This window comes from Salmonella sp. SAL4457, from assembly GCF_046548235.1.
Lineage (GTDB): Bacteria > Pseudomonadota > Gammaproteobacteria > Enterobacterales > Enterobacteriaceae > Salmonella > Salmonella enterica.
In genome coordinates this window covers 566,219-587,883 of record NZ_JBGDZO010000001.1, presented here as the reverse complement: position 1 = coordinate 587,883, position 21,665 = coordinate 566,219, and the positions used below count along the sequence as shown (strand labels likewise).

21 protein-coding genes and 1 other annotated feature are annotated in these 21,665 nt (G+C 53.4%); of the genes, 11 read left to right on the top strand and 10 right to left on the bottom strand.

The window, feature by feature from the left end:
* Positions 1-32: 32 nt before the first annotated feature.
* The 6 genes from acnA to topA form a co-directional block, all read right to left on the bottom strand.
* Positions 33-2,708: an aconitate hydratase AcnA gene (gene acnA / locus ACLJNW_RS03095; protein WP_058663540.1), complete on the bottom strand. Its 2,676-nt coding sequence runs from the start codon at positions 2,706-2,708 to the stop codon at positions 33-35.
* A 182-nt stretch (positions 2,709-2,890) separates the two neighbouring features.
* Positions 2,891-2,983 carry a small membrane protein YmiC gene (gene ymiC / locus ACLJNW_RS03090; RefSeq protein WP_223148964.1) on the bottom strand — a complete coding sequence of 31 codons (93 nt, stop codon included), beginning with the start codon at positions 2,981-2,983 and terminating at the stop codon, positions 2,891-2,893.
* A gap of 109 nt (positions 2,984-3,092) precedes the next feature.
* Positions 3,093-3,263: a hypothetical protein gene (locus ACLJNW_RS03085; protein WP_000029023.1), complete on the bottom strand. Its 171-nt coding sequence runs from the start codon at positions 3,261-3,263 to the stop codon at positions 3,093-3,095.
* The gene (locus tag ACLJNW_RS03080) at positions 3,264-3,404 is read right to left on the bottom strand and encodes a YmiA family putative membrane protein (protein WP_213083417.1); all 141 of its coding nucleotides are present in this window, start codon (positions 3,402-3,404) and stop codon (positions 3,264-3,266) included.
* Positions 3,405-3,684: 280 nt separating this feature from the next.
* Positions 3,685-4,659, bottom strand: coding sequence for an HTH-type transcriptional regulator CysB (cysB, locus tag ACLJNW_RS03075; RefSeq protein WP_000776234.1), 975 nt, complete (start codon positions 4,657-4,659; stop codon positions 3,685-3,687).
* 410 nt (positions 4,660-5,069) lie between these two features.
* Positions 5,070-7,667, bottom strand: coding sequence for a type I DNA topoisomerase (gene topA, locus ACLJNW_RS03070; RefSeq protein WP_000513593.1), 2,598 nt, complete (start codon positions 7,665-7,667; stop codon positions 5,070-5,072).
* Positions 7,668-8,069: 402 nt separating this feature from the next.
* On the opposite strand from topA, the gene ACLJNW_RS03065 reads away from it, so the two are divergent.
* The gene (locus ACLJNW_RS03065; protein ID WP_000548616.1) at positions 8,070-8,321 is read left to right on the top strand and encodes a YciN family protein; all 252 of its coding nucleotides are present in this window, start codon (positions 8,070-8,072) and stop codon (positions 8,319-8,321) included.
* A 41-nt stretch (positions 8,322-8,362) separates the two neighbouring features.
* On the opposite strand, the gene sohB is transcribed toward ACLJNW_RS03065, so the two are convergent.
* Entirely contained in the window at positions 8,363-9,409 is a 1,047-nt protein-coding gene (gene sohB / locus ACLJNW_RS03060; RefSeq protein ID WP_000422082.1) for a protease SohB, read from the bottom strand.
* Positions 9,410-9,646: 237 nt separating this feature from the next.
* Between sohB and ACLJNW_RS03055 the strand changes: the two genes are divergently transcribed.
* Together ACLJNW_RS03055 and cobO are read left to right on the top strand one after the other, a co-directional pair.
* Complete coding sequence (locus ACLJNW_RS03055; protein ID WP_000559310.1) at positions 9,647-10,408, top strand: YciK family oxidoreductase; 762 nt, start codon at positions 9,647-9,649, stop codon at positions 10,406-10,408.
* The gene (gene cobO / locus ACLJNW_RS03050; protein ID WP_001278856.1) at positions 10,405-10,995 is read left to right on the top strand and encodes a cob(I)yrinic acid a,c-diamide adenosyltransferase; all 591 of its coding nucleotides are present in this window, start codon (positions 10,405-10,407) and stop codon (positions 10,993-10,995) included. Before ACLJNW_RS03055 ends, cobO begins: the two co-directional genes overlap by 4 nt.
* A gap of 86 nt (positions 10,996-11,081) precedes the next feature.
* Here the strand turns inward: cobO and rluB are convergent, their stop codons facing one another.
* The 3 genes from rluB to rnm all read right to left on the bottom strand — a co-directional run bounded on the left by rluB (position 11,082) and on the right by rnm (position 13,567).
* Positions 11,082-11,957, bottom strand: coding sequence for a 23S rRNA pseudouridine(2605) synthase RluB (gene rluB, locus ACLJNW_RS03045; protein WP_001291233.1), 876 nt, complete (start codon positions 11,955-11,957; stop codon positions 11,082-11,084).
* 100 nt (positions 11,958-12,057) lie between these two features.
* Positions 12,058-12,678: an L-threonylcarbamoyladenylate synthase gene (locus tag ACLJNW_RS03040; RefSeq protein WP_000077250.1), complete on the bottom strand. Its 621-nt coding sequence runs from the start codon at positions 12,676-12,678 to the stop codon at positions 12,058-12,060.
* Between the two features lie 7 nt (positions 12,679-12,685).
* Positions 12,686-13,567 (bottom strand): RNase RNM, encoded by an 882-nt coding sequence (gene rnm / locus ACLJNW_RS03035; RefSeq protein WP_000500452.1) that lies wholly within the window; start codon positions 13,565-13,567, stop codon positions 12,686-12,688.
* A 121-nt stretch (positions 13,568-13,688) separates the two neighbouring features.
* Between rnm and trpL the strand changes: the two genes are divergently transcribed.
* From trpL to ACLJNW_RS02995, 8 genes are all read left to right on the top strand, one after another.
* Positions 13,689-13,733, top strand: coding sequence for a trp operon leader peptide (gene trpL / locus ACLJNW_RS03030; protein WP_010989026.1), 45 nt, complete (start codon positions 13,689-13,691; stop codon positions 13,731-13,733).
* Positions 13,710-13,805 (top strand) — a sequence feature (Trp leader region). It overlaps the preceding gene by 24 nt.
* Positions 13,806-13,827: 22 nt before the next feature.
* A complete protein-coding gene (locus ACLJNW_RS03025; protein WP_024154618.1) occupies positions 13,828-15,390 on the top strand; it encodes an anthranilate synthase component 1 in 1,563 nt (520 codons plus the stop codon).
* Positions 15,390-16,985: a bifunctional anthranilate synthase glutamate amidotransferase component TrpG/anthranilate phosphoribosyltransferase TrpD gene (gene trpD / locus ACLJNW_RS03020; RefSeq protein ID WP_000763488.1), complete on the top strand. Its 1,596-nt coding sequence runs from the start codon at positions 15,390-15,392 to the stop codon at positions 16,983-16,985. The genes ACLJNW_RS03025 and trpD overlap by 1 nt, the downstream gene beginning before the upstream one ends.
* A gap of 3 nt (positions 16,986-16,988) precedes the next feature.
* Positions 16,989-18,347, top strand: coding sequence for a bifunctional indole-3-glycerol-phosphate synthase TrpC/phosphoribosylanthranilate isomerase TrpF (gene trpCF, locus ACLJNW_RS03015; RefSeq protein ID WP_024154619.1), 1,359 nt, complete (start codon positions 16,989-16,991; stop codon positions 18,345-18,347).
* A gap of 9 nt (positions 18,348-18,356) precedes the next feature.
* Positions 18,357-19,550 carry a tryptophan synthase subunit beta gene (gene trpB / locus ACLJNW_RS03010; RefSeq protein ID WP_000209485.1) on the top strand — a complete coding sequence of 398 codons (1,194 nt, stop codon included), beginning with the start codon at positions 18,357-18,359 and terminating at the stop codon, positions 19,548-19,550.
* Positions 19,550-20,356: a tryptophan synthase subunit alpha gene (trpA, locus tag ACLJNW_RS03005; protein WP_000443029.1), complete on the top strand. Its 807-nt coding sequence runs from the start codon at positions 19,550-19,552 to the stop codon at positions 20,354-20,356. Before trpB ends, trpA begins: the two co-directional genes overlap by 1 nt.
* Before the next feature lie 479 nt (positions 20,357-20,835).
* Positions 20,836-21,018: a general stress protein gene (locus ACLJNW_RS03000; protein ID WP_000807657.1), complete on the top strand. Its 183-nt coding sequence runs from the start codon at positions 20,836-20,838 to the stop codon at positions 21,016-21,018.
* Positions 21,019-21,107: 89 nt separating this feature from the next.
* Entirely contained in the window at positions 21,108-21,611 is a 504-nt protein-coding gene (locus tag ACLJNW_RS02995) for a ferritin-like domain-containing protein (RefSeq protein WP_001022822.1), read from the top strand.
* The last annotated feature ends 54 nt before the right edge of the window (positions 21,612-21,665 follow it).

Sequence of the window (21,665 nt, the reverse complement as noted above, 5' to 3'; positions counted from 1 at the left end):
CTGCCTGTTTACGGCAGGCCCGATAAACGGCTTTAGTTCAGCATATTTCTAATGACATAGTGCAATATGCCGTCATTCTGGTAGTAAGTCAGCTCGGTGGCGGTATCAATGCGACAGCGACAAGGTACCGTTTCTTTGCTGCCGTCCGCTCTCGTTAACATAACCGGAATGGTCGCGCCAGGGCGCAGGTTTTGCAGATCCGCGACATCAATCACCTCTTCCCCGGTCAGTCCCAGCGTTTTACGCGTTACGCCCTGTGGAAACTCCAGCGGCAGGATCCCCATCCCAATCACGTTTGAGCGGTGGATACGTTCGAACGACTCGGCGATCACCACGCGAATACCTAACAGCCGCGGACCTTTTGCCGCCCAGTCACGGCTCGATCCCGACCCATACTCTTTCCCGGCAATTACCGCCAGCGGCGTTTTTTCCTGCTGGTAGAGCATCGCGGCATCATAAATCGACATCGCTTCCGTACCCGGCAAATGCCGCGTCATGCCACCTTCGACGCCGGGCAGCATTTCGTTGCGAATACGAATATTGGCGAACGTACCGCGCATCATCACTTCATGGTTGCCGCGCCGTGATCCATAGGAGTTAAAATCCTTCCGCTCAACGCCGTGGTTTTGCAGATAACGTCCGGCGGGACTGTCCGGCTTGATACTGCCGGCCGGAGAAATATGGTCGGTCGTTACCGAATCCCCCAGCATCGCCAGGATACGCGCGCCGTGGATATCTTTGACTGGCGCAGGCTGGGCCTGCATTTCATCAAAGAAAGGCGACAGGCGAATATAGGTTGAATCCGACTGCCAGCCGTAGGTATCGGACGATTCAACCTGAATCGATTTCCATTCTTCCGTGCCCTCAAACACTTCCGCATACTCTTTACGGAACATATCCGATGATACCAGTTCAACGGCGCGGGCAATTTCCTGCGCCGAAGGCCAGATATCCTTCAGGTATACCGGATCGCCTTTACGATCGTACCCCAGCGGGTCTATCGCGAGGTTAATATTCATGTTTCCGGCCAGCGCATACGCGACCACCAGCGGCGGCGACGCCAGCCAGTTCGTTTTCACCAGCGGATGGATACGCCCTTCAAAATTTCGGTTACCGGAAAGCACGGCCCCTACCGTCAGATCGCCTTTTTTAATCGCGGTCTCAATAGGCTCTGGCAACGGACCGGAGTTCCCGATACAGGTCGTACAGCCATAGCCGACCAGGTTAAAACCGAGCTCATCCAGATAAGGCGTAAGTTTGGCCTGCGCCAGATAGTCAGATACCACTTTTGACCCCGGCGCCAGAGAAGCCTTGACCCACGGTTGACGCTTCAACCCCAGCGTTACTGCCTTTTTCGCCAGTAATCCCGCCGCCATCAGCACGCTGGGATTCGAGGTATTCGTACAGGAGGTGATGGCGGCAATGACGACAGCGCCATCCGGAAGCTGATATGGCTGTCCGTTCATCGTATAGTCAACCGGCTGGCGATCTCTTTGCGCGGTATTCAGCTCCAGCTCGGCGCTGGCGGCAAAGGCTTTCGGCACATCGCCTAACGCCACGCGATCCTGCGGGCGTTTCGGCCCGGCCAGGCTGGCCTCGACATCGCCCATATCCAGTTCCAGCGTACTGGTAAATACCGGTTCGTCACCGGGATTACGCCACATTCCCTGCGCCTTCGCGTAGGTTTCAACCAGCTCGACCAGATCGTCGCTACGTCCGCTTAATCGCATATATTCCAGGGTGATGGCGTCAATGGGGAAGAAACCACAGGTGGCGCCATATTCCGGCGACATATTAGCGATAGTCGCGCGATCCGCCAACGGCAGCGAATCCAGACCGTCACCATAAAATTCAACAAATTTACCCACGACGCCATGCTTACGCAGCATTTGCGTGACGGTTAGCACCAGGTCAGTGGCAGTGATCCCCTCCCGAAGTTTACCGGTTAACTTAAAGCCGACGACATCCGGGATAAGCATCGACACGGGCTGACCAAGCATCGCCGCTTCCGCTTCAATACCACCCACGCCCCACCCCAATACGCCCAGACCATTAATCATGGTCGTATGGGAGTCAGTCCCCACCAGCGAGTCCGGGTAAGCAATCCACTCCCCGTCCTGTAATTCGCTCCAGACGGCTTTACCCAGGTATTCCAGGTTAACCTGATGGCAAATGCCGGTGCCGGGCGGCACCACGCTGAAACGGCTGAATGCCTGCTTTCCCCATTTCAGGAACATATAACGCTCATGGTTACGTTCCATTTCCAGCCGCACGTTTTCTTCAAACGCATCGTCATCGCCGAAATGATCGACCGTCACAGAGTGGTCAATAACCAGATCAACCGGCGATAACGGGTTCACTTTCGACGTATCGCCGCCGAGGCGTTTAACGGCTTCACGCATCGCCGCCAGGTCGACAACGGCAGGCACGCCGGTAAAGTCCTGCATCAGGACACGGGCGGGCCGCCAGGCAATTTCACGATCGGCATGGGCATTTTTAAGCCAACCGGCCAGCGCCTGAATATCTTCATCAGTCACAGACTCGCCGTCCTGCCAGCGCAACAGGTTTTCCAGTAACACTTTAAGTGATTTGGGCAAACGGGCGATATCGCCCAGGGATTTGGCAGCCAGCGGCAGACTGTAGTAATGATACGTTTTATCTTTGGCCTGCAATGTATCCTTACTGGCTTCTCGTAGGGTTGACGACATAGCTCCTCCTTAAATGACAGGGTTGCGTTACCCTGATTCTCCACAGGGTTGTATTAAAGATAACACAAACAAAATGTAACGTTTTGATAACAACCCAAATTGCTAAAAGAGGAGAAACCTAACAGGCGAGGAGCGAAGATGAAAAAGCCCGATAAATAACGCATTATCGGGCTTTGACGAGATTAGACGGCAATCCAGATTAACTCGGCCCAGAACAGTAGCGATAATATAAACGCGCCAGTCCATGACCAATACTTTATATTTGACGTTAACATAGGCGACACCAACTGTGTTTAATCAATACTGAGAGGCGCTCAGCACACGGTTGCTGCGGTGTAATAAGACAGCGTTAATAAAACAATAACGCCAATAAAAAGACGGATATTATTTTTGTGACACCTCATCAGCAAAAGCATCAATAAATGCCCGCTGCTGCGGTGTGAGCGTCCAGTGCTGCGGAACAGACCGGAAAACGGTCGTATCCTGGGTGTTATCATCGTCACAAGGTTGAATCGGGGGCGCGACCACGCGCTCGCGTTCCGACGTAATGCTCACTTAGCCCCACCAATGCCAGATAACAAGCGCTACCACTACCCAGAACAACGCTGAACCCACAAAAACCGCCAGCCATGCTTTACGTTTGAGCTCAGGGTCGCGGCGCGGTTCCTGGTTTTCAGAAGGCATTACTAACCTCATGCTATCGGTATCACTTATCATTTCAGCACCAAACAATCGGTACAATTAATCATCAGATGAGACAAATCCTAAATAAACTTTAGTCAAAAATCCAGTCAATTTACGAATCGTTGCCAGTGAATAAATCAATCTTTTGACTCAAGATAACTATTTGGAAAAAGAAACTGGCGGGACGGGTAATTCAACACTATTTTGCTGATCATTACCCGTAATACTTCGAGGGATATTGCAAAAGGCGGCTTTGTCTGCCATGCCACTACGACACAAACCGACGGTGCTATTACTTTTCAGGCAGCTTTATATCCTGAAACATCGCTTCAATTTCTTCATTAGAACGCAACGCCACCGCCGTATCCACCACGTCACGCGTCAGATGTGGCGCAAAACGCTGGATAAAATCGTACATATAGCTGCGTAAAAAAGTACTACGGCGAAAACCAATTTTTGTGGTGCTGTGGCTAAAAATATCGTGCGCGTCAATCCGCACTAAATCAGGATCGGTAAGCGGATCGACCGCCATGCTGGCAATGACGCCAACGCCCAGGCCCAACCTGACATACGTTTTAATCACATCCGCATCGGTTGCAGTAAAGACGATCCGCGGCGTTAACCCTGCGCGATTAAAAGCGGTATCCAGTTCGGAACGCCCGGTAAAGCCGAAGGTATACGTCACCAGCGGATACTGCGCCAGCGCTTCAATCGTTACGGAAGACGTTGCCGCCAATGGATGATCCGGCGTCACCACTATCGAACGGTTCCAGTGATAGCATGGCAACATCACCAGATCGTCATATAAATGCAGCGCTTCCGTGGCAATCGCGAAATCGGCGTTCCCTTTCGATACCGCTTCCGCAATCTGCGTTGGCGACCCCTGGTGCATATGCAGCGAAACGCGCGGGTAACGCTCGATGAAGCCTTTAATCACGCCTGGCAATGCGTAACGCGCCTGAGTATGGGTAGTGGCAATATAGAGCGAGCCTTTATCCGGCCAGGTATGCTCGCCGGCGACCGACTTAATGGCATCGACTTTGGAAAGCACCTCACGCGCAATACGAATAATCTCCTGGCCTGCGGGCGTCACCTGAGTCAGATGCTTACCGCTGCGGGCGAAAATCTGGATGCCAAGCTCATCTTCCAGCATCCGAACCTGCTTGCTGATCCCCGGCTGGGAAGTATACAACCCCTCAGCGGTAGAGGAGACGTTAAGGTTATGATTAACCACTTCAACAATGTAACGAAGCTGCTGCAATTTCATAATACATCATCCAGATTAGCGCCATCAGGCCATCGTTTATCTGCAGACATCATTGGGCTGCTAATACGATTTAATAATAAAAAAGATGTTAACTATAACCACTATATCATTTATATCTGAACTGTATAGCCAGCGCGATAAAATAATAAGCCCGCTATACCCAAAATAATTCGAGTGATTAAAGGCAACAAGCGAGTGAGTTCCCTGGAGCATAGATAACCAGGGGACTGGGGTGAGCGACAAATCAGCCGGGAGCAGATTTGAACGTCGCGTGCGACGGCCCGTCAGGGCGAGGCCCATGGATGGGCCGGGTAATCCGTAGCCAACACATAAGCAACTTGAGGTATGAAGGGGATATAAAAAAGGGCCGCTTACGCGGCCCGCTTGACTACGGTGGCGACAGACAGGGGTTATTTCTTGCCTTCAACCCACTTGCCGTCGACGAAGAACGCTGACCATCCCGTCGCCTTCCCGTCTTTTTCCGCCGCAACGTACTGCTGTTTTGTTTTGCGGCTAAAGCGAACAACGGTTTTATTACCTTCCGGGTCCTGCTGCGGCGCATCCGCCAGATAACGCAGTTTTTCCGGCAGGCGATCGCGGAACCGGTAAAGCTCCTCGACTAATGGCGCGCGCGTTTCGCGTGATTTCGGGAACGTATTGGCCGCCAGGAATATCCCTGCGGCGCCATCGCGCAGCACAAAGTACGCGTCCGATTTTTCACACGGCAGTTCCGGTAATGGAACAGGATCTTCCTTCGGCGGCGCAACTTCGCCGTTACGCAAGATCTTACGGGTATTTTTACATTCGTCGTTCGTACAGGCCATGTACTTACCAAAACGCCCCATTTTCAGGTGCATTTCGGAACCACATTTCTCACACTCAACGATCGGGCCGTCATACCCTTTGATGCGGAACTCGCCTTCTTCAATCTCGTAGCCGTCACAGGTCGGGTTATTACCACACACATGCAATTTACGCTTCGGATCGATCAGATAGCTGTCCATCGCCGTACCGCACTTCTGACAGCGACGCTTGGCGCGCAGGGCGTTGGTTTCGGCGTCGTCGCCCTCCAGCACGTTCAGAACTTCATTTTCCGGCACCAAGTTAATGGTCGTTTTACAACGCTCTTTCGGCGAAAGCGCATAACCTGAACACCCAAGGAAAACTCCCGTACTGGCAGTACGAATTCCCATTTTACGGCCACAGGTTGGACAGTCGATGCTGGTCAGCACCATCTGGTTAGGACGCATCCCCCCTTCTTCCGGATCTTTCTCGGCTTTATCGAGCTGCTGAGTAAAATCGCTGAAGAAGTTATCCAGTACCGCTTTCCACTCGGCCTGGTGATTCGCAACCTGATCCAGACTATCTTCCATCTGCGCGGTAAAATCGTAGTTCATCAATTCGCGGAAGTTTTCTTCCAGCCGGTCGGTGACGATTTCACCCATTTTTTCCGCATAGAAGCGACGGTTTTCAACGCGAACATAGCCGCGATCCTGAATGGTCGAGATAATCGACGCATAGGTAGACGGACGACCAATACCGCGCTTCTCAAGTTCTTTAACCAGAGAAGCCTCGCTGAAACGGGCTGGCGGTTTAGTAAAGTGCTGAGCAGGCGTCAATTCAAGTAGCGTCAGCGCATCGCCCTTATTCACGGCAGGCAATGTGCGATCTTCATCGCCTTTACGCAGCGCCGGCATCACTTTTGTCCAGCCGTCAAAGCGCAAAATACGCCCACGCGCTTTCAGACGGAATTCGCCTGCGCCAACGGTAAGCGTAGTGGAGTCATATTGTGCTGGCGTCATCTGACAGGCGACAAACTGACGCCAAATTAGCTGATACAACTTCTGCGCGTCAGCCTCCATGTCTTTCAGCGATTCCGCCATGACTGCAACGTCGGAAGGACGGATCGCTTCGTGCGCTTCCTGAGAGTTTTCTTTACTGGCGTACTGGTTCGGGTTATCCGGCAGGTATTTCTTGCCGAAATTATCGCCAATATAACCGCGCACCATGTTGACCGCATCCTGACTCAGGTTGGTGGAGTCTGTACGCATATAGGTGATGTAGCCCGCCTCATACAGACGCTGCGCCATCATCATGGTTTTCTTCACGCCAAAGCCCAGCCGGGTGCTGGCCGCCTGTTGTAGCGTGGAGGTGATAAACGGCGCGCCAGGTTTGCTGCTGGTCGGTTTATCTTCACGCTCCAGTACGCTATAGCGCGCTTTTTCCAACAAGCTGACGGCGGCAAGCGTCTGCTCGCGATTTACCGGACGGAATGGCTTGTCGTTCTGATGCGTGACCTGTAGCGGTAGCGCCTCGCCAGACGGCGTCGTCGTATTAGCGTCAATTTCCCAGAACTCTTCCGGAACAAACGCTTTAATCTCGCGCTCGCGTTCAACGACCAGACGGACCGCGACAGACTGAACGCGACCTGCCGACAAACCACGGGCGATCTTTTTCCACAGCAGCGGCGAGACCATATAGCCTACCACGCGATCCATAAAGCGGCGCGCTTGCTGGGCGTTGACCCTGTTAATGTTCAGCTCGCCCGGCTGTTCAAACGCCTGGCGAATGGCATTTTTGGTTATTTCGTTAAAGACTACGCGACTGTAGCGCGCGTCATCGCCGCCGATCACTTCCCGCAGGTGCCATGCAATGGCTTCCCCTTCGCGGTCAAGGTCGGTTGCGAGATAGATGTGGTCGGCTTTTTCCGCCAACTGTTTCAGTTCAGAGACGACCTTCTCTTTACCGGGCAGCACTTCATAGTGCGCATCCCAGTTGTGCCACGGGTCAACCCCCATACGGTTGACGAGAGCGCCACGTTCATCCTTTTTGGGCTTTTTAGCCGTTTTGGTGGAGGTAGAGTCGGCGCTCTTTTTAGCTGCTGAGCCACTGGTCGGCAAATCACGGATATGACCCACGCTGGATTTCACCACGTAGTCATTACCCAGATACTTGTTGATCGTTTTGGCTTTTGCCGGGGACTCAACGATGACAAGAGCTTTACCCATATTCACCTTTACCTAAGTTGATTCTTCCAGGAATGCGTCGCACGTTGATTCACCTTCCACTGGCGACGAGACAACGATATATGGTCTCTGCGTCTGCGGATATCAACCCCTTGTACTGGCTTTGTGTACGAAATGTAACCCTCAGGTGACTGAGTTAACAGGCTTTTTTGCACACACGCGCTATAGCACGACGGAATTTTGGTCGAATGTCAAGCAATTCTGTTGCCAGATTGACGAAAGCGTCACACTGTACCTGATAAAATTCGATACGCAACTTTATTAGCATGCAAAAACAAATCTTGCCAGTGAACGCAACATGACAAATCCATCAATTTCCTGTGAGAATATTTGCCCATCAGAAGTGCTCAGCGTAGACTAATCTCCTTGTTTAAGGAGTAAAAAATGCATAAAGAGACGCAACCTATCGATCGCGAAACACTGTTGCTTGAAGCCAACAAAATTATTCGGGAACATGAAGACACGATGGCAGGTATTGTCGCCACCGGCGTAACGCAGAGAAATGGCGTGCTGGTTTTCAGCGGCGATTACTTTTTAGACGAGCAAGGGTTACCGACCCCTAAAAGCACCGCGGTGTTTAACATGTTTAAACACCTGGCGCATGTGCTGTCTGAGAAGTATCACCTGGTTGATTAATCCATGCCGGATGGCGCTGAATGCCATCCGGCAATAGCGGTTTACATCAACGGCTTTTGTCCACGCTGCCACCAGCGCAGCAGCAGCCGATCCGCGCTTTCCGCCGCGCTGCCGGTAACACGATCGATCAGTTTTTTACGCTGCATATAGCGCACATTCAGCACCTCGCGCCCTTCCATCAGGCCGAGGATAACCTCATCGCTGGTGTTAATCTCATCAACCAGTCCCTTCTCCAGCGCCTGCTGACCGTACCAGTGTTCGCCCGTGGCGACCTGTTCAATGTCCAGAGCCGGACGCATCCGCTGCACAAACTCTTTGAACAGATGATGCGTTTCGTTGAGATCTTCACGAAACTTCTGCCGCCCTTCTTCCGTATTCTCGCCTAACAAGGTCAGGGTACGTTTGTACTGCCCTGCGGTATGCAGTTCAATATCAATGTCTTTACTTTTGAGAAAGCGGTTAAAGTTCGGAATTTGCGCGACAACACCAATTGACCCCACAATAGCGAACGGCGCCGCGATAATTTTTTCCGCCACGCAGGCCATCATGTAGCCTCCGCTTGCCGCGACTTTATCCACCGTCACGGTCAGCGGAATATTTTTATCGCGCAGGCGCTGCAATTGCGATGCCGCCAGGCCATAGCCGTGCACAACGCCACCGGGGCTTTCCAGACGCACAACCGCCCGATCGCCGGGTTTCGCCACTGCCAGCACCGCCGTGACCTCTTCGCGTAACGCATTAACTTCGTGAGCGTCCATACTGCCTTTGAAATCTATCACCCATACGCGCGGTTTGTCCGATGTCGCAATGTCCCCCAGCTTCGCTTTTGCTTTGGCGGCTTTCGCCTCCTGCTTATGCTTTTTTTTCTGCGCTTTATGCCACAGTTTTTGCTGATGGCCATCCATCAACGCCGCAGCAAGGTCATCCTTCATCTCCTGATACTGCTCGCTCAAATTGGTCACGCGCAGCTCGCCGCGCTGACGTTTGCGTTGCGTAGCATTCACGATCAGCAGCACAATGACGGCAATGGCCACCACAACGGTGACGATTTTTGCCAAAAATAAGCCATATTCAGACAACAATTCCACGACTCCCACCTTGATTAAATAACGCGACTTGCGCTCAGTGTACAACAGGCATCGAAGTCAGTCTCTCTTCATCCGTATGCCTGTTGAGGAAGAAAAAGTATGACAAGACGTTCATTTTACGGCGTTATCGCCCCTGTCTGATTGAAAAAAAAGGCGCTTTCAGGCATAAACCCGAAAAGTTAACGCGAAGATAAGACAACCTGGCAGGACGGTGCACCACACCGTTGAGGAGTAGCCATGCATTACCAACCGAAACAAGATCTATTGCAAAACCGCATTATTCTGGTCACTGGTGCCAGCGATGGCATTGGGCGGGAAGCCGCGCTCACGTATGCGCGTTACGGCGCAACGGTGATTCTGCTGGGACGCAACGAAGAGAAACTGCGTCGGGTCGCGCAGCACATTGCTGACGAGCAACATGTTCAACCACAGTGGTTTACGCTCGATCTGCTGACCTGCACCGCTGAAGAGTGCCGGCAAGTGGCCGACCGCATCGCCGCGCACTATCCCCGCCTGGATGGCGTCCTGCACAATGCCGGGTTACTGGGGGAAATCGGCCCAATGAGCGAACAAGATCCGCAGATCTGGCAGGATGTCATGCAGGTAAACGTTAACGCCACCTTTATGCTCACCCAGGCGCTGTTACCGTTATTATTGAAGTCCGATGCCGGCTCGCTGGTCTTTACGTCATCAAGCGTTGGCCGTCAGGGACGCGCCAACTGGGGCGCCTATGCCACCTCGAAGTTTGCTACTGAAGGAATGATGCAGGTGCTGGCGGACGAATATCAAAACCGTTCTCTGCGTGTTAACTGCATTAACCCGGGCGGCACGCGCACCAGTATGCGCGCCAGCGCCTTTCCAACGGAAGATCCACAGAAATTAAAAACGCCTGCCGATATTATGCCGCTTTACCTGTGGCTTATGGGCGACGACAGTCGCCGTAAAACCGGTATGACCTTTGACGCCCAACCGGGCCGTAAACCAGGAATCGCCCAATGAGTGATGAACGTTATCAGCAGCGCCAGCAGAAGGTAAAAGATCGGGTTGACGCCCGTGTCGCCCAGGCACAGGAAGAGCGCGGTATTATTATCGTGTTTACTGGCAATGGTAAGGGCAAAACCACGGCGGCTTTCGGGACTGCCGCCCGCGCCGTAGGACACGGTAAAAACGTAGGCGTGGTGCAATTTATTAAGGGCACCTGGCCCAACGGCGAGCGTAATCTGCTGGAACCGCATGGCGTCGAATTTCAGGTGATGGCAACGGGATTTACCTGGGAGACGCAAAATCGCGAGGCAGACACCGCAGCATGTATGGCCGTTTGGCAGCATGGGAAACGGATGCTGGCCGATCCGCTGCTTGATATGGTGGTCCTGGATGAGCTGACCTATATGGTGGCGTATGACTATTTGCCGCTGGAAGAGGTCATAAGCGCGCTAAACGCGCGCCCTGGTCACCAGACGGTGATTATTACAGGTCGCGGCTGTCACCGGGATATTCTTGATCTTGCGGATACCGTCAGCGAACTGCGTCCGGTTAAACATGCTTTCGACGCGGGCGTAAAAGCCCAGATGGGAATTGATTATTAACCGTAGGCCGGATTAAGGCGTTTGCGCCGCCATCCGGCACAAACCCTCTTGTCTGATGATTCTCGGCCTATAGACCGTGGTAGAGATTACCCGTTGTTATTACGCCCACCGGAGCGGCGTCCGCCAGCTATCTGGCTGTGGCGTTTTACCGCCCGACGGATCTGGTTCGCTTTCATACGACGACGGTCTTTTTCGACGGCAACCTTCGACGAGGTTTCCGGCGGGAGCTCTACCAGACCACGCAGATAGTTCGTTTGCGCGAGGTCGAGCTCAGTCCAGCCGCCGCGCGGCAGGCCTTTCGGCAGCGGGATATCGCCGTAACGAACGCGGATCAGACGGCTGACCTGAACGCCTACCGCTTCCCACAGTCGGCGAACTTCGCGGTTGCGCCCTTCCGTCAGCGTCACGTTGTACCACTGGTTAATGCCTTCGCCGCCGCTGAATTTAATGGTCTTAAATGCCGCCGGACCATCTTCCAACTGTACGCCACGGCTTAAATCACGCAGTTTCGATTCATCCACCTGACCGAACACGCGCACGGCATATTCACGTTCAACTTCACGACTAGGGTGCATCAGGCGGTTCGCCAGTTCACCGTCGGTGGTAAACAACAATAGCCCGCAGGTGTTGACATCCAGACGTCCTACCGCAATCCACCGCGCGCCGCGCAATTTCGGTAAGCGATCAAAAACGGTTGGCCGCCCTTCAGGGTCATTGCGGGTACACAGTTCACCTTCTGGTTTGTAATAGGCCAGAACGCGGCAAATTTGTTCCGCCGACTCTTTCACCGAAATCAGGTGACCGTCGATACGGATTTTCAAACCGGGAGTGACTTCAACACGATCGCCAAGCGTGGCGATTTTACCGTCAACGCTGACACGTCCCGCTTCAATAATGGATTCGATTTCACGGCGAGAGCCGTGGCCAGCGCGCGCCAGCACTTTTTGTAACTTTTCGCTCATAGAGCTTCCTTCAGGTGTCGCCTTCACAGGCGTCGAACAGGAGAATGAACGGCGCGTTGCCGCGCCATTTTAAGGCCGCGTAGTATACAGGCTTACGCCCTTATAAGAAAGGTGTAACGTCGCCGACGCCTTCGCGCAGCACCACCGGGGAGTCATTGGTCAAATCGATTACCGTGGTAGGCTGTTGACCGAGGTAACCGCCGTGGATGATCAGATCCACCTGCTTCTCCAGCCGATCTTTAATCTCCTCCGGGTCCGACTCGGTAAAATCGCTGCCAGGCAGCATCAACGACGTCGAGAGCATTGGTTCGCCCAGCGTATCCAACAACGCCAGCGCAATCGGGTTTGACGGTACGCGCAGGCCGATAGTTTTACGCTTTTCCTGCAACAGACGGCGCGGCACCTCTTTTGTCCCCTTCAGGATAAAGGTGTAATTACCCGGCGTATTGTTTTTCATCAGACGAAATGCCACGTTGTCGACGTAGGAGTAGGTCGACAACTCGGACAAATCGCGGCACATCAGCGTGAAGTTGTGGCCGTCCGGCAGATGACGGATGCGGCAAATGCGCTCCATTGCGCCTTTGTCTTCAATTTTACAACCAAGGGCATAGCCGGAATCGGTTGGATAAACAATAACACCGCCTTTACGCACAATGTCGACGGCCTGATTAATCAGCCGTTGCTGTGGGTTATCCGGATGGATATAAAAAAACTGGCTCATACTTCCCTCACTGTGATATTTGCGGCTGTTCCCATGTCTGCCATACGCCTTCAACGCCAGCGGGCAGCCAGAGTTTACGCCCCAACTCAATCCACGGGCAGGGCTGATGGAAATCAGATCCAAGCGATGCCCATAAATGATGCTGACGCGCAAGCGTCGCTAGTTGGGTGCGTTCATTGGGCGATTGTTGGCACTGCGCCACTTCCATCGCGTCGCCGTGATGGTCGGCAAAATGCGCCACTAATCTTTTCAGCCACTTAGCGCTAAGATCGTAGCGTCCCGGGTGGGCCAACACCGCCTTACCGCCAGAATGATGAATGACATCAATAGCTTGTTCTATTGTACACCACTGCGGCGGAACGTAACCGGTTTTCCCACGCGCGAGATATTTTTTAAAAACCTCCGCCATGGTCGCGGCTTTGCCGCACTCCACCAGAAAGCGGGCGAAGTGGCCGCGCGTCACCGCGCCGCCATTGGCCAGTCTCAATGCCCCTTCCCACGCGCCGGGAATATGGGCTTTTTCCAGACGCTCCGCAATGAGCCGACCACGCGCCTGACGCCGCTGTGTCTGCTGCGCCAGAAAATCGCGCATTGCCGGATGCGCAATATCAATATTCAGACCCACAATGTGAATCTCATGATTCTCCCAGACCGTTGAAATCTCCACGCCGGGAATAAGATTCAGGGCCAGCCCGGAACGTGAAATTTCTTCTCTTGCCGCAGGAATCGCGGCTGTGGTGTCATGATCGGTAATCGCCAGCGTGCCGACTCGCATCTCTACCGCACGGTGTACTAATGTTTCTGGCGTCAACAGTCCATCGGACGCCGTGGTATGACTGTGCAGATCGTAAATCACTGCGTAATTCGTGTCGCTCAAGGCGGCTCCCATAGAGATAAAGGTATGTCATGTACATCATAACGGTTCCGGCAAATATACTGAAATAGGTGTTGACATTATTCCATCGAACTAGTTAACTAGTACGAAAGTTCACATGAAGAGGGTATCTAAAATGGCAGCGACATTTGCATTACACGGTTGGTGGCGCACTTCCTGATAGCGGGCGGTGTATGAACAGCTGTAATCAGCCAAACGATACCCGGCCCGCCTGTTAAGCGGGCTTTTTTTTGAACAAAATAATGAGAATAACCATGCAAACACCAAAACCCACGCTCGAACTATTGACCTGCGATGCCGCCTACCGGGAAAACCCAACGGCGCTTTTTCATCAGGTCTGCGGCGATCGCCCGGCAACGCTGCTGCTGGAATCCGCGGATATCGACAGTAAAGACGATTTAAAAAGCCTGCTGCTGGTAGATAGCGCGCTGCGCATTACCGCTTTAGGTGACACTGTCACCATTCAGGCGTTATCTGATAATGGCGCCTCGTTATTGCCGCTACTGGATACCGCCCTGCCCGCTGGCGTGGAGAACGAAGTCCTGCCTGCCGGTCGCGTTCTACGCTTCCCGCCCGTCAGCCCATTATTAGATGAAGACGCCCGTTTATGCTCTCTGTCGGTATTTGATGCGTTCCGTCTGTTACAGGGAGTGGTGAACATACCGACGCAAGAGCGGGAGGCTATGTTTTTCGGCGGTCTGTTTGCCTACGACCTGGTCGCTGGCTTTGAAGCGCTGCCACACCTTGAGGTTGGCAATAACTGCCCGGACTACTGCTTTTATTTAGCGGAAACGCTGATGGTGATAGATCATCAGAAAAAAAGCACCCGTATTCAGGCCAGTCTGTTCACCGCAAGCGACCGGGAAAAACAGCGTCTGAACTCCCGACTGGCTTACCTTAGCCAACAGTTAACCCAGCCTGCGCCGCCGTTGCCGGTGACGCCGGTGCCGGACATGCGCTGCGAATGCAATCAGAGCGATGACGCGTTCAGCGCGGTGGTACGCCAGTTGCAAAAAGCCATCCGCGCGGGCGAGATATTTCAGGTGGTGCCGTCGCGTCGCTTTTCACTGCCCTGCCCGTCGCCGTTGGCTGCCTACTACGTGCTGAAAAAGAGCAACCCCAGCCCGTATATGTTCTTTATGCAGGATAATGATTTCACGCTTTTCGGCGCGTCGCCGGAAAGCTCGCTGAAATATGACGCAGCCAGCCGTCAGATTGAGATTTATCCCATCGCGGGTACCCGTCCACGCGGTCGCCGTGCCGATGGTACGCTGGACAGAGATCTCGACAGCCGTATTGAGCTGGATATGCGTACCGACCATAAAGAGCTTTCCGAACATCTGATGCTGGTCGATCTGGCGCGCAATGACCTGGCGCGCATCTGTACGCCGGGCAGTCGCTACGTTGCCGATCTGACAAAAGTTGACCGCTATTCGTACGTGATGCATCTGGTTTCCCGGGTAGTGGGCGAACTGCGTCACGATCTCGACGCGCTGCACGCCTATCGCGCCTGCATGAATATGGGCACCCTGAGCGGCGCGCCGAAAGTACGCGCCATGCAGTTGATTGCCGATGCGGAAGGACAGCGCCGCGGCAGCTATGGCGGCGCGGTCGGTTACTTCACCGCCCACGGCGATCTGGACACCTGTATTGTTATCCGCTCCGCGCTGGTGGAGAACGGTATCGCCACCGTACAGGCGGGAGCCGGAATTGTGCTGGACTCGGTTCCGCAGTCTGAAGCCGATGAAACCCGTAATAAAGCGCGCGCCGTATTGCGTGCTATCGCCACCGCGCATCATGCACAGGAGACCTTCTGATGGCTGATATTCTGCTGCTCGATAACATCGACTCGTTTACCTGGAACCTGGCAGATCAGCTACGGACCAACGGTCATAACGTGGTGATTTACCGTAACCATATTCCGGCGCAGACGCTTATCGATCGCCTGGCGACAATGAAAAATCCGGTGCTAATGCTCTCCCCCGGTCCGGGCGTTCCCAGCGAGGCAGGCTGTATGCCGGAGCTGCTGACCCGACTACGCGGCAAGTTACCGATCATCGGCATTTGTTTGGGGCATCAGGCGATTGTCGAAGCTTACGGCGGTTATGTCGGTCAGGCGGGAGAAATCCTGCATGGCAAAGCCTCCAGCATTGAGCATGACGGTCAGGCGATGTTCGCCGGGCTGGCGAATCCGCTACCGGTCGCGCGTTATCATTCGCTGGTCGGCAGTAATGTTCCTGCCGGGCTAACCATTAACGCCCATTTCAACGGCATGGTGATGGCGGTACGTCATGATGCGGATCGCGTTTGCGGTTTTCAATTTCATCCTGAGTCCATCCTGACGACACAGGGTGCGCGTCTACTGGAGCAAACATTAGCCTGGGCGCAGCAAAAGCTGGAACCGACCAACACCCTACAGCCAATTCTGGAGAAACTCTATCAGGCGCAAACTCTGACGCAACAAGAGAGCCATCAGTTGTTTTCGGCGGTCGTCCGCGGCGAACTTAAACCTGAACAGCTCGCCGCCGCGCTGGTGAGCATGAAAATTCGCGGCGAGCATCCCAATGAAATTGCCGGCGCCGCCACTGCGTTGCTGGAAAATGCCGCCCCGTTCCCGCGCCCGGACTACCTGTTTGCGGATATCGTTGGTACCGGCGGCGATGGCAGTAACAGTATCAATATCTCTACCGCCAGCGCCTTTGTCGCAGCGGCCTGTGGACTGAAAGTGGCGAAACACGGCAACCGTAGCGTGTCCAGCAAATCGGGGTCATCCGATCTGCTGGCGGCGTTCGGTATTAATCTGGATATGAACGCCGATAAATCACGTCAGGCGTTAGATGAACTGGGCGTCTGTTTCCTGTTCGCGCCGAAATATCACGCCGGATTCCGTCACGCGATGCCGGTTCGCCAACAGTTAAAAACGCGAACCCTGTTCAACGTACTCGGCCCGCTGATCAACCCGGCGCATCCGCCGCTGGCGTTGATTGGCGTCTATAGCCCGGAACTGGTGCTGCCGATTGCGGAAACCTTACGGGTATTAGGCTATCAGCGCGCGGCGGTGGTACATAGCGGCGGCATGGATGAGGTTTCGCTCCATGCGCCGACGATTGTCGCGGAGCTGCATGACGGCGAAATTAAAAGCTATCAACTTACGGCGGAGGATTTTGGCCTGACGCCTTACCATCAGGATCAGTTGGCTGGCGGCACGCCGGAAGAAAACCGTGACATTCTGACGCGGTTATTACAAGGTAAAGGCGATGCCGCGCATGAGGCCGCCGTCGCCGCCAACGTGGCGATGCTGATGCGTCTGCATGGTCAGGAAGATCTCAAAGCCAACGCGCAAACCGTGCTTGATGTTCTGCGCAACGGCACCGCATATGACAGAGTCACCGCACTGGCGGCAAGAGGGTAAATAATGCAAACCGTTTTAGCGAAAATCGTCGCAGACAAGGCGATTTGGGTAGAAGCCCGCAAACAGCAACAGCCGCTGGCCAGTTTTCAAAATGAGATCCAGCCAAGTACACGCCATTTTTATGATGCGCTCCAGGGCGCGCGTACCGCCTTTATTCTGGAGTGTAAGAAAGCATCGCCATCAAAAGGCGTGATTCGCGATGATTTCGATCCGGCGCGTATTGCCAGTATTTATCAACATTACGCCTCGGCAATCTCGGTGCTCACCGACGAAAAATATTTTCAGGGGAGCTTCGATTTTCTGCCGGTCGTTAGCCAAAGCGCGCCGCAGCCGATTCTGTGTAAGGATTTTATTATCGATCCCTATCAGATCTACCTTGCCCGTTACTATCAGGCCGATGCCTGTTTACTGATGCTCTCGGTTCTGGATGACGAACAGTATCGCCAACTCTCCGCCGTCGCGCACAGTCTGAAAATGGGCGTGCTCACGGAGATCAGTAATGACGAAGAACGGGAGCGCGCGATAGCGTTAGGCGCAAAAGTGGTAGGTATCAACAATCGCGATCTGCGCGATCTGTCGATTGATTTGAATCGCACCCGCCAGCTGGCGCCAAAACTGGGCCACGGCGTGACTGTCATCAGCGAGTCCGGGATTAACACCTATGGTCAGGTACGCGAACTGAGCCACTTCGCCAACGGTTTTTTAATTGGCTCGGCGTTAATGGCGCATGACGATCTTAACGCCGCCGTCCGTCGCGTGCTGCTTGGCGAAAATAAAGTCTGCGGCCTGACCCGCGCCCAGGACGCTAAAGCGGCCTGTGACGCTGGCGCAATATATGGCGGGTTGATTTTTGTGCCCTCATCTCCACGCGCGGTGAGCGTTGAGCAGGCGCGAGAAGTGATAAGCGGCGCGCCATTGCAGTATGTCGGCGTTTTCCAGAACGCTGATATCACCGATGTTTGCCAGAAAGCCGCCGTCCTGTCGCTTTCTGCCGTACAGCTACATGGCAGCGAAGACCAGGCGTATGTCAACGCGCTGCGCGAGGCGTTGCCGCGCAATGTGCAAATCTGGAAGGCGCTGAGCGTTAGCAATGCCCTTCCCGCACGCGATTATCACCATGTCGATAAATACATTTTCGACAATGGGCAAGGCGGCAGCGGGCAGCGCTTCGACTGGTCACTGCTACAGGGGCAACCGCTGGATGATGTGTTACTGGCGGGCGGGCTGGCGGCCGATAACTGCGTCCAGGCGGCGCAAGTCGGCTGTGCCGGTCTCGATTTTAATTCAGGTGTGGAGTCACAGCCGGGCATCAAAGATGCTCGTCTTCTGGCCTCGGTTTTTCAGACACTGCGCGCATATTAAGGAAAAAACATGACAACACTTCTCAACCCCTACTTTGGTGAATTCGGCGGCATGTATGTGCCGCAGATCCTGATGCCTGCGCTGAACCAGCTTGAAGAGGCCTTCGTCAGCGCGCAAAAAGATCCTGAATTTCAGGCGCAATTCGCCGATCTGCTAAAAAACTACGCGGGACGCCCCACCGCGCTGACGAAATGCCAGAACATTACCGCCGGTACGCGTACCACGTTGTATTTAAAGCGCGAAGATTTACTGCACGGCGGCGCACACAAAACCAATCAGGTACTGGGTCAGGCGCTGCTGGCCAAACGGATGGGTAAAAGCGAGATTATCGCTGAAACCGGCGCCGGTCAGCACGGCGTCGCCTCTGCGCTCGCCAGCGCCCTGCTGGGTCTGAAATGCCGTATCTATATGGGTGCCAAAGACGTTGAGCGCCAGTCGCCGAACGTCTTCCGTATGCGTCTGATGGGCGCTGAGGTTATCCCGGTTCATAGCGGCTCCGCTACGCTAAAAGATGCCTGTAACGAGGCGCTGCGCGACTGGTCCGGTAGTTACGAAACCGCGCACTATATGCTCGGCACGGCGGCAGGACCGCATCCCTATCCCACCATCGTTCGCGAGTTCCAGCGCATGATTGGCGAAGAGACGAAAGCGCAAATCCTCGACAAAGAGGGCCGTCTGCCAGATGCCGTTATCGCTTGCGTCGGTGGCGGCTCAAACGCTATCGGGATGTTTGCCGATTTTATTAATGATACCAGCGTCGGGCTAATAGGCGTTGAACCTGGTGGTCATGGTATTGAAACCGGCGAGCATGGCGCGCCGCTTAAACATGGTCGCGTTGGCATCTATTTCGGGATGAAAGCGCCGATGATGCAAACAGCAGACGGGCAAATTGAAGAGTCCTATTCCATTTCCGCCGGGCTCGATTTCCCGTCCGTTGGGCCGCAACATGCGTACCTGAACAGCATCGGACGCGCGGATTATGTCTCCATTACCGATGATGAGGCGCTGGAAGCCTTCAAAACGTTGTGCCGCCATGAGGGAATTATCCCGGCGCTGGAGTCCTCCCACGCGTTGGCGCACGCTCTGAAAATGATGCGCGAGCAGCCGGAAAAAGAGCAACTGCTGGTGGTCAATCTCTCTGGCCGCGGTGATAAAGACATCTTTACCGTACACGATATCCTGAAAGCGCGAGGGGAAATCTGATGGAACGCTACGAAAATTTATTTGCACAGCTCAACGATCGCCGGGAAGGCGCTTTTGTCCCCTTCGTAACTCTGGGCGACCCTGGCATTGAACAGTCACTGAAAATTATCGACACACTGATTGACGCTGGCGCCGACGCTCTGGAACTGGGGGTTCCCTTCTCCGATCCGCTGGCCGATGGCCCTACCATCCAGAATGCGAACTTACGCGCCTTCGCCGCTGGCGTCACGCCGGCTCAGTGTTTTGAAATGCTGGCGCTGATTCGTGAAAAACACCCGACCATTCCGATTGGCCTGCTAATGTACGCGAATCTGGTGTTCAATAACGGCATAGATGCGTTCTATGCCCGTTGTGAACAGGTTGGCGTAGATTCCGTGCTGGTCGCAGATGTCCCGGTTGAAGAATCGGCCCCCTTCCGCCAGGCAGCGTTACGGCATAATATCGCGCCGATCTTCATCTGCCCGCCAAATGCGGATGACGATCTTCTGCGCCAGGTCGCATCTTACGGCCGCGGTTATACCTACCTGCTTTCGCGTTCGGGCGTCACCGGCGCGGAAAACCGTGGCGCATTGCCGTTGCATCATCTCATTGAGAAGCTTAAAGAGTACCACGCCGCGCCTGCGTTACAGGGCTTCGGTATCTCCTCGCCGGAACAGGTGTCTGCGGCCGTGCGTGCCGGGGCGGCTGGCGCTATCTCCGGCTCAGCCATTGTCAAGATTATCGAGAAAAACCTCGCGTCTCCCGAACAGATGTTGGCGGAGCTCAGGTCCTTTGTCTCAGCGATGAAAGCCGCCAGCCGCGCATAACGGGTTAAGCCGTCAGCATAACGCTGGCGGCTTAATGAGAGGTTGGCGCCAAACCAGAATCACGATTCAGGCGTACATCATCAATCTTTTTGGTGTTATTCCCCGTCCAGCTTTCAAAAAGTCTGAAGTCAATTTTTGCTAAGAAAACTCCTAATCACGCCGAAAAATTTAGCGTTTTCACGTCAATTTCCCCCGCCTTTATGTAAAGAAATGTCAACAAACAATGCATTAACGTTTCCAGGGCCGCAGATAGTGACGCTTGTTATTAATAACAATGCAAAGCATTTTCTGTTAAATCGCTTATTCTAAAAGAAAATATAGAATATATTATCTCTAAACCATTTTTTGTGCGTTATTTACGCGGTAAATCACAACTATTTCCGTCAATTTGACTAATCGGTTTAACCAACTAATTTTAATAGGGTGTCGACACGATTAAAACCGATTTTTTCAGCAAGCAACGAGACAGGAGAAATAATATGGCCGAACATCGTGGTGGTTCAGGAAATTTCGCCGAGAATCGTGAAAAAGCATCTGAAGCGGGCCGCAAAGGCGGTCAGCATAGCGGCGGGAATTTCAAAAACGATCCGCAACGAGCTTCTGAAGCCGGTAAAAAAGGTGGTCAGAATAGTCACGGCGGACGTAAATCCGATAATTCCTGATTTACTGTAATGTAAATATAACACATGCTTTTATCAAGCAATCTGCGAGTCTTCTGGCTCGCAGTATTTTGCCCAGGAGAATTAGATTTATGAATATCAAAACCGTTGAAGACCTTTTTATCCATCTACTTTCAGATACCTATAGTGCAGAAAAACAATTAACCAAGGCTCTTCCTAAACTTGCCAGAGCCACGTCCAATGAAAAATTAAGCCAGGCCTTTCAATCTCATCTTGAAGAAACCCAGGGTCAGATTGAACGTATTGATCAGATCGTCGAATCTGAATCTGGCATTAAACTGAAAAGAATGAAATGCGTCGCTATGGAAGGGCTGATTGAAGAAGCCAATGAAGTCATCGAAAGTACGGAGAAAAACGAAGTACGCGATGCAGCGCTTATCGCCGCGGCGCAAAAAGTCGAGCATTACGAAATCGCCAGCTACGGCACGCTAGCCACCCTGGCCGAGCAGCTCGGCTATAGCAAAGCATTAAAACTGCTCAAAGAAACCCTCGACGAGGAAAAACAAACTGATTTAAAACTTACCGATTTAGCAGTCAGCAATGTTAATAAAAGTGCTGAACGCAAATCGAAATAATATTTTTAATTATCAGCTTGCATGATTCCGATTTTATTATCGGAGCAGATTATC

Bases quoted from the DNA above. Each gene is read 5' to 3' on its own strand.
- ACLJNW_RS03065 (WP_000548616.1), top strand. From the start codon at position 8,070: ATGCATAAAGAGACGCAACCTATCGATCGCGAAACACTGTTGCTTGAA.
- ymiC (WP_223148964.1), bottom strand. From the start codon at position 2,983: ATGTTAACGTCAAATATAAAGTATTGGTCATGGACTGGCGCGTTTATA.
- cobO (WP_001278856.1), top strand. From the start codon at position 10,405: ATGAGTGATGAACGTTATCAGCAGCGCCAGCAGAAGGTAAAAGATCGG.
- ACLJNW_RS03040 (WP_000077250.1), bottom strand. From the start codon at position 12,678: ATGAGCCAGTTTTTTTATATCCATCCGGATAACCCACAGCAACGGCTG.
- cysB (WP_000776234.1), bottom strand. From the start codon at position 4,659: ATGAAATTGCAGCAGCTTCGTTACATTGTTGAAGTGGTTAATCATAAC.
- ACLJNW_RS03000 (WP_000807657.1), top strand. From the start codon at position 20,836: ATGGCCGAACATCGTGGTGGTTCAGGAAATTTCGCCGAGAATCGTGAA.
- trpCF (WP_024154619.1), top strand. From the start codon at position 16,989: ATGCAAACCGTTTTAGCGAAAATCGTCGCAGACAAGGCGATTTGGGTA.
- ACLJNW_RS03080 (WP_213083417.1), bottom strand. From the start codon at position 3,404: ATGAGGTTAGTAATGCCTTCTGAAAACCAGGAACCGCGCCGCGACCCT.
- trpD (WP_000763488.1), top strand. From the start codon at position 15,390: ATGGCTGATATTCTGCTGCTCGATAACATCGACTCGTTTACCTGGAAC.
- topA (WP_000513593.1), bottom strand. From the start codon at position 7,667: ATGGGTAAAGCTCTTGTCATCGTTGAGTCCCCGGCAAAAGCCAAAACG.
- ACLJNW_RS03025 (WP_024154618.1), top strand. From the start codon at position 13,828: ATGCAAACACCAAAACCCACGCTCGAACTATTGACCTGCGATGCCGCC.
- trpA (WP_000443029.1), top strand. From the start codon at position 19,550: ATGGAACGCTACGAAAATTTATTTGCACAGCTCAACGATCGCCGGGAA.
- acnA (WP_058663540.1), bottom strand. From the start codon at position 2,708: ATGTCGTCAACCCTACGAGAAGCCAGTAAGGATACATTGCAGGCCAAA.
- ACLJNW_RS03055 (WP_000559310.1), top strand. From the start codon at position 9,647: ATGCATTACCAACCGAAACAAGATCTATTGCAAAACCGCATTATTCTG.
- rluB (WP_001291233.1), bottom strand. From the start codon at position 11,957: ATGAGCGAAAAGTTACAAAAAGTGCTGGCGCGCGCTGGCCACGGCTCT.
- rnm (WP_000500452.1), bottom strand. From the start codon at position 13,567: ATGGGAGCCGCCTTGAGCGACACGAATTACGCAGTGATTTACGATCTG.
- trpB (WP_000209485.1), top strand. From the start codon at position 18,357: ATGACAACACTTCTCAACCCCTACTTTGGTGAATTCGGCGGCATGTAT.
- ACLJNW_RS02995 (WP_001022822.1), top strand. From the start codon at position 21,108: ATGAATATCAAAACCGTTGAAGACCTTTTTATCCATCTACTTTCAGAT.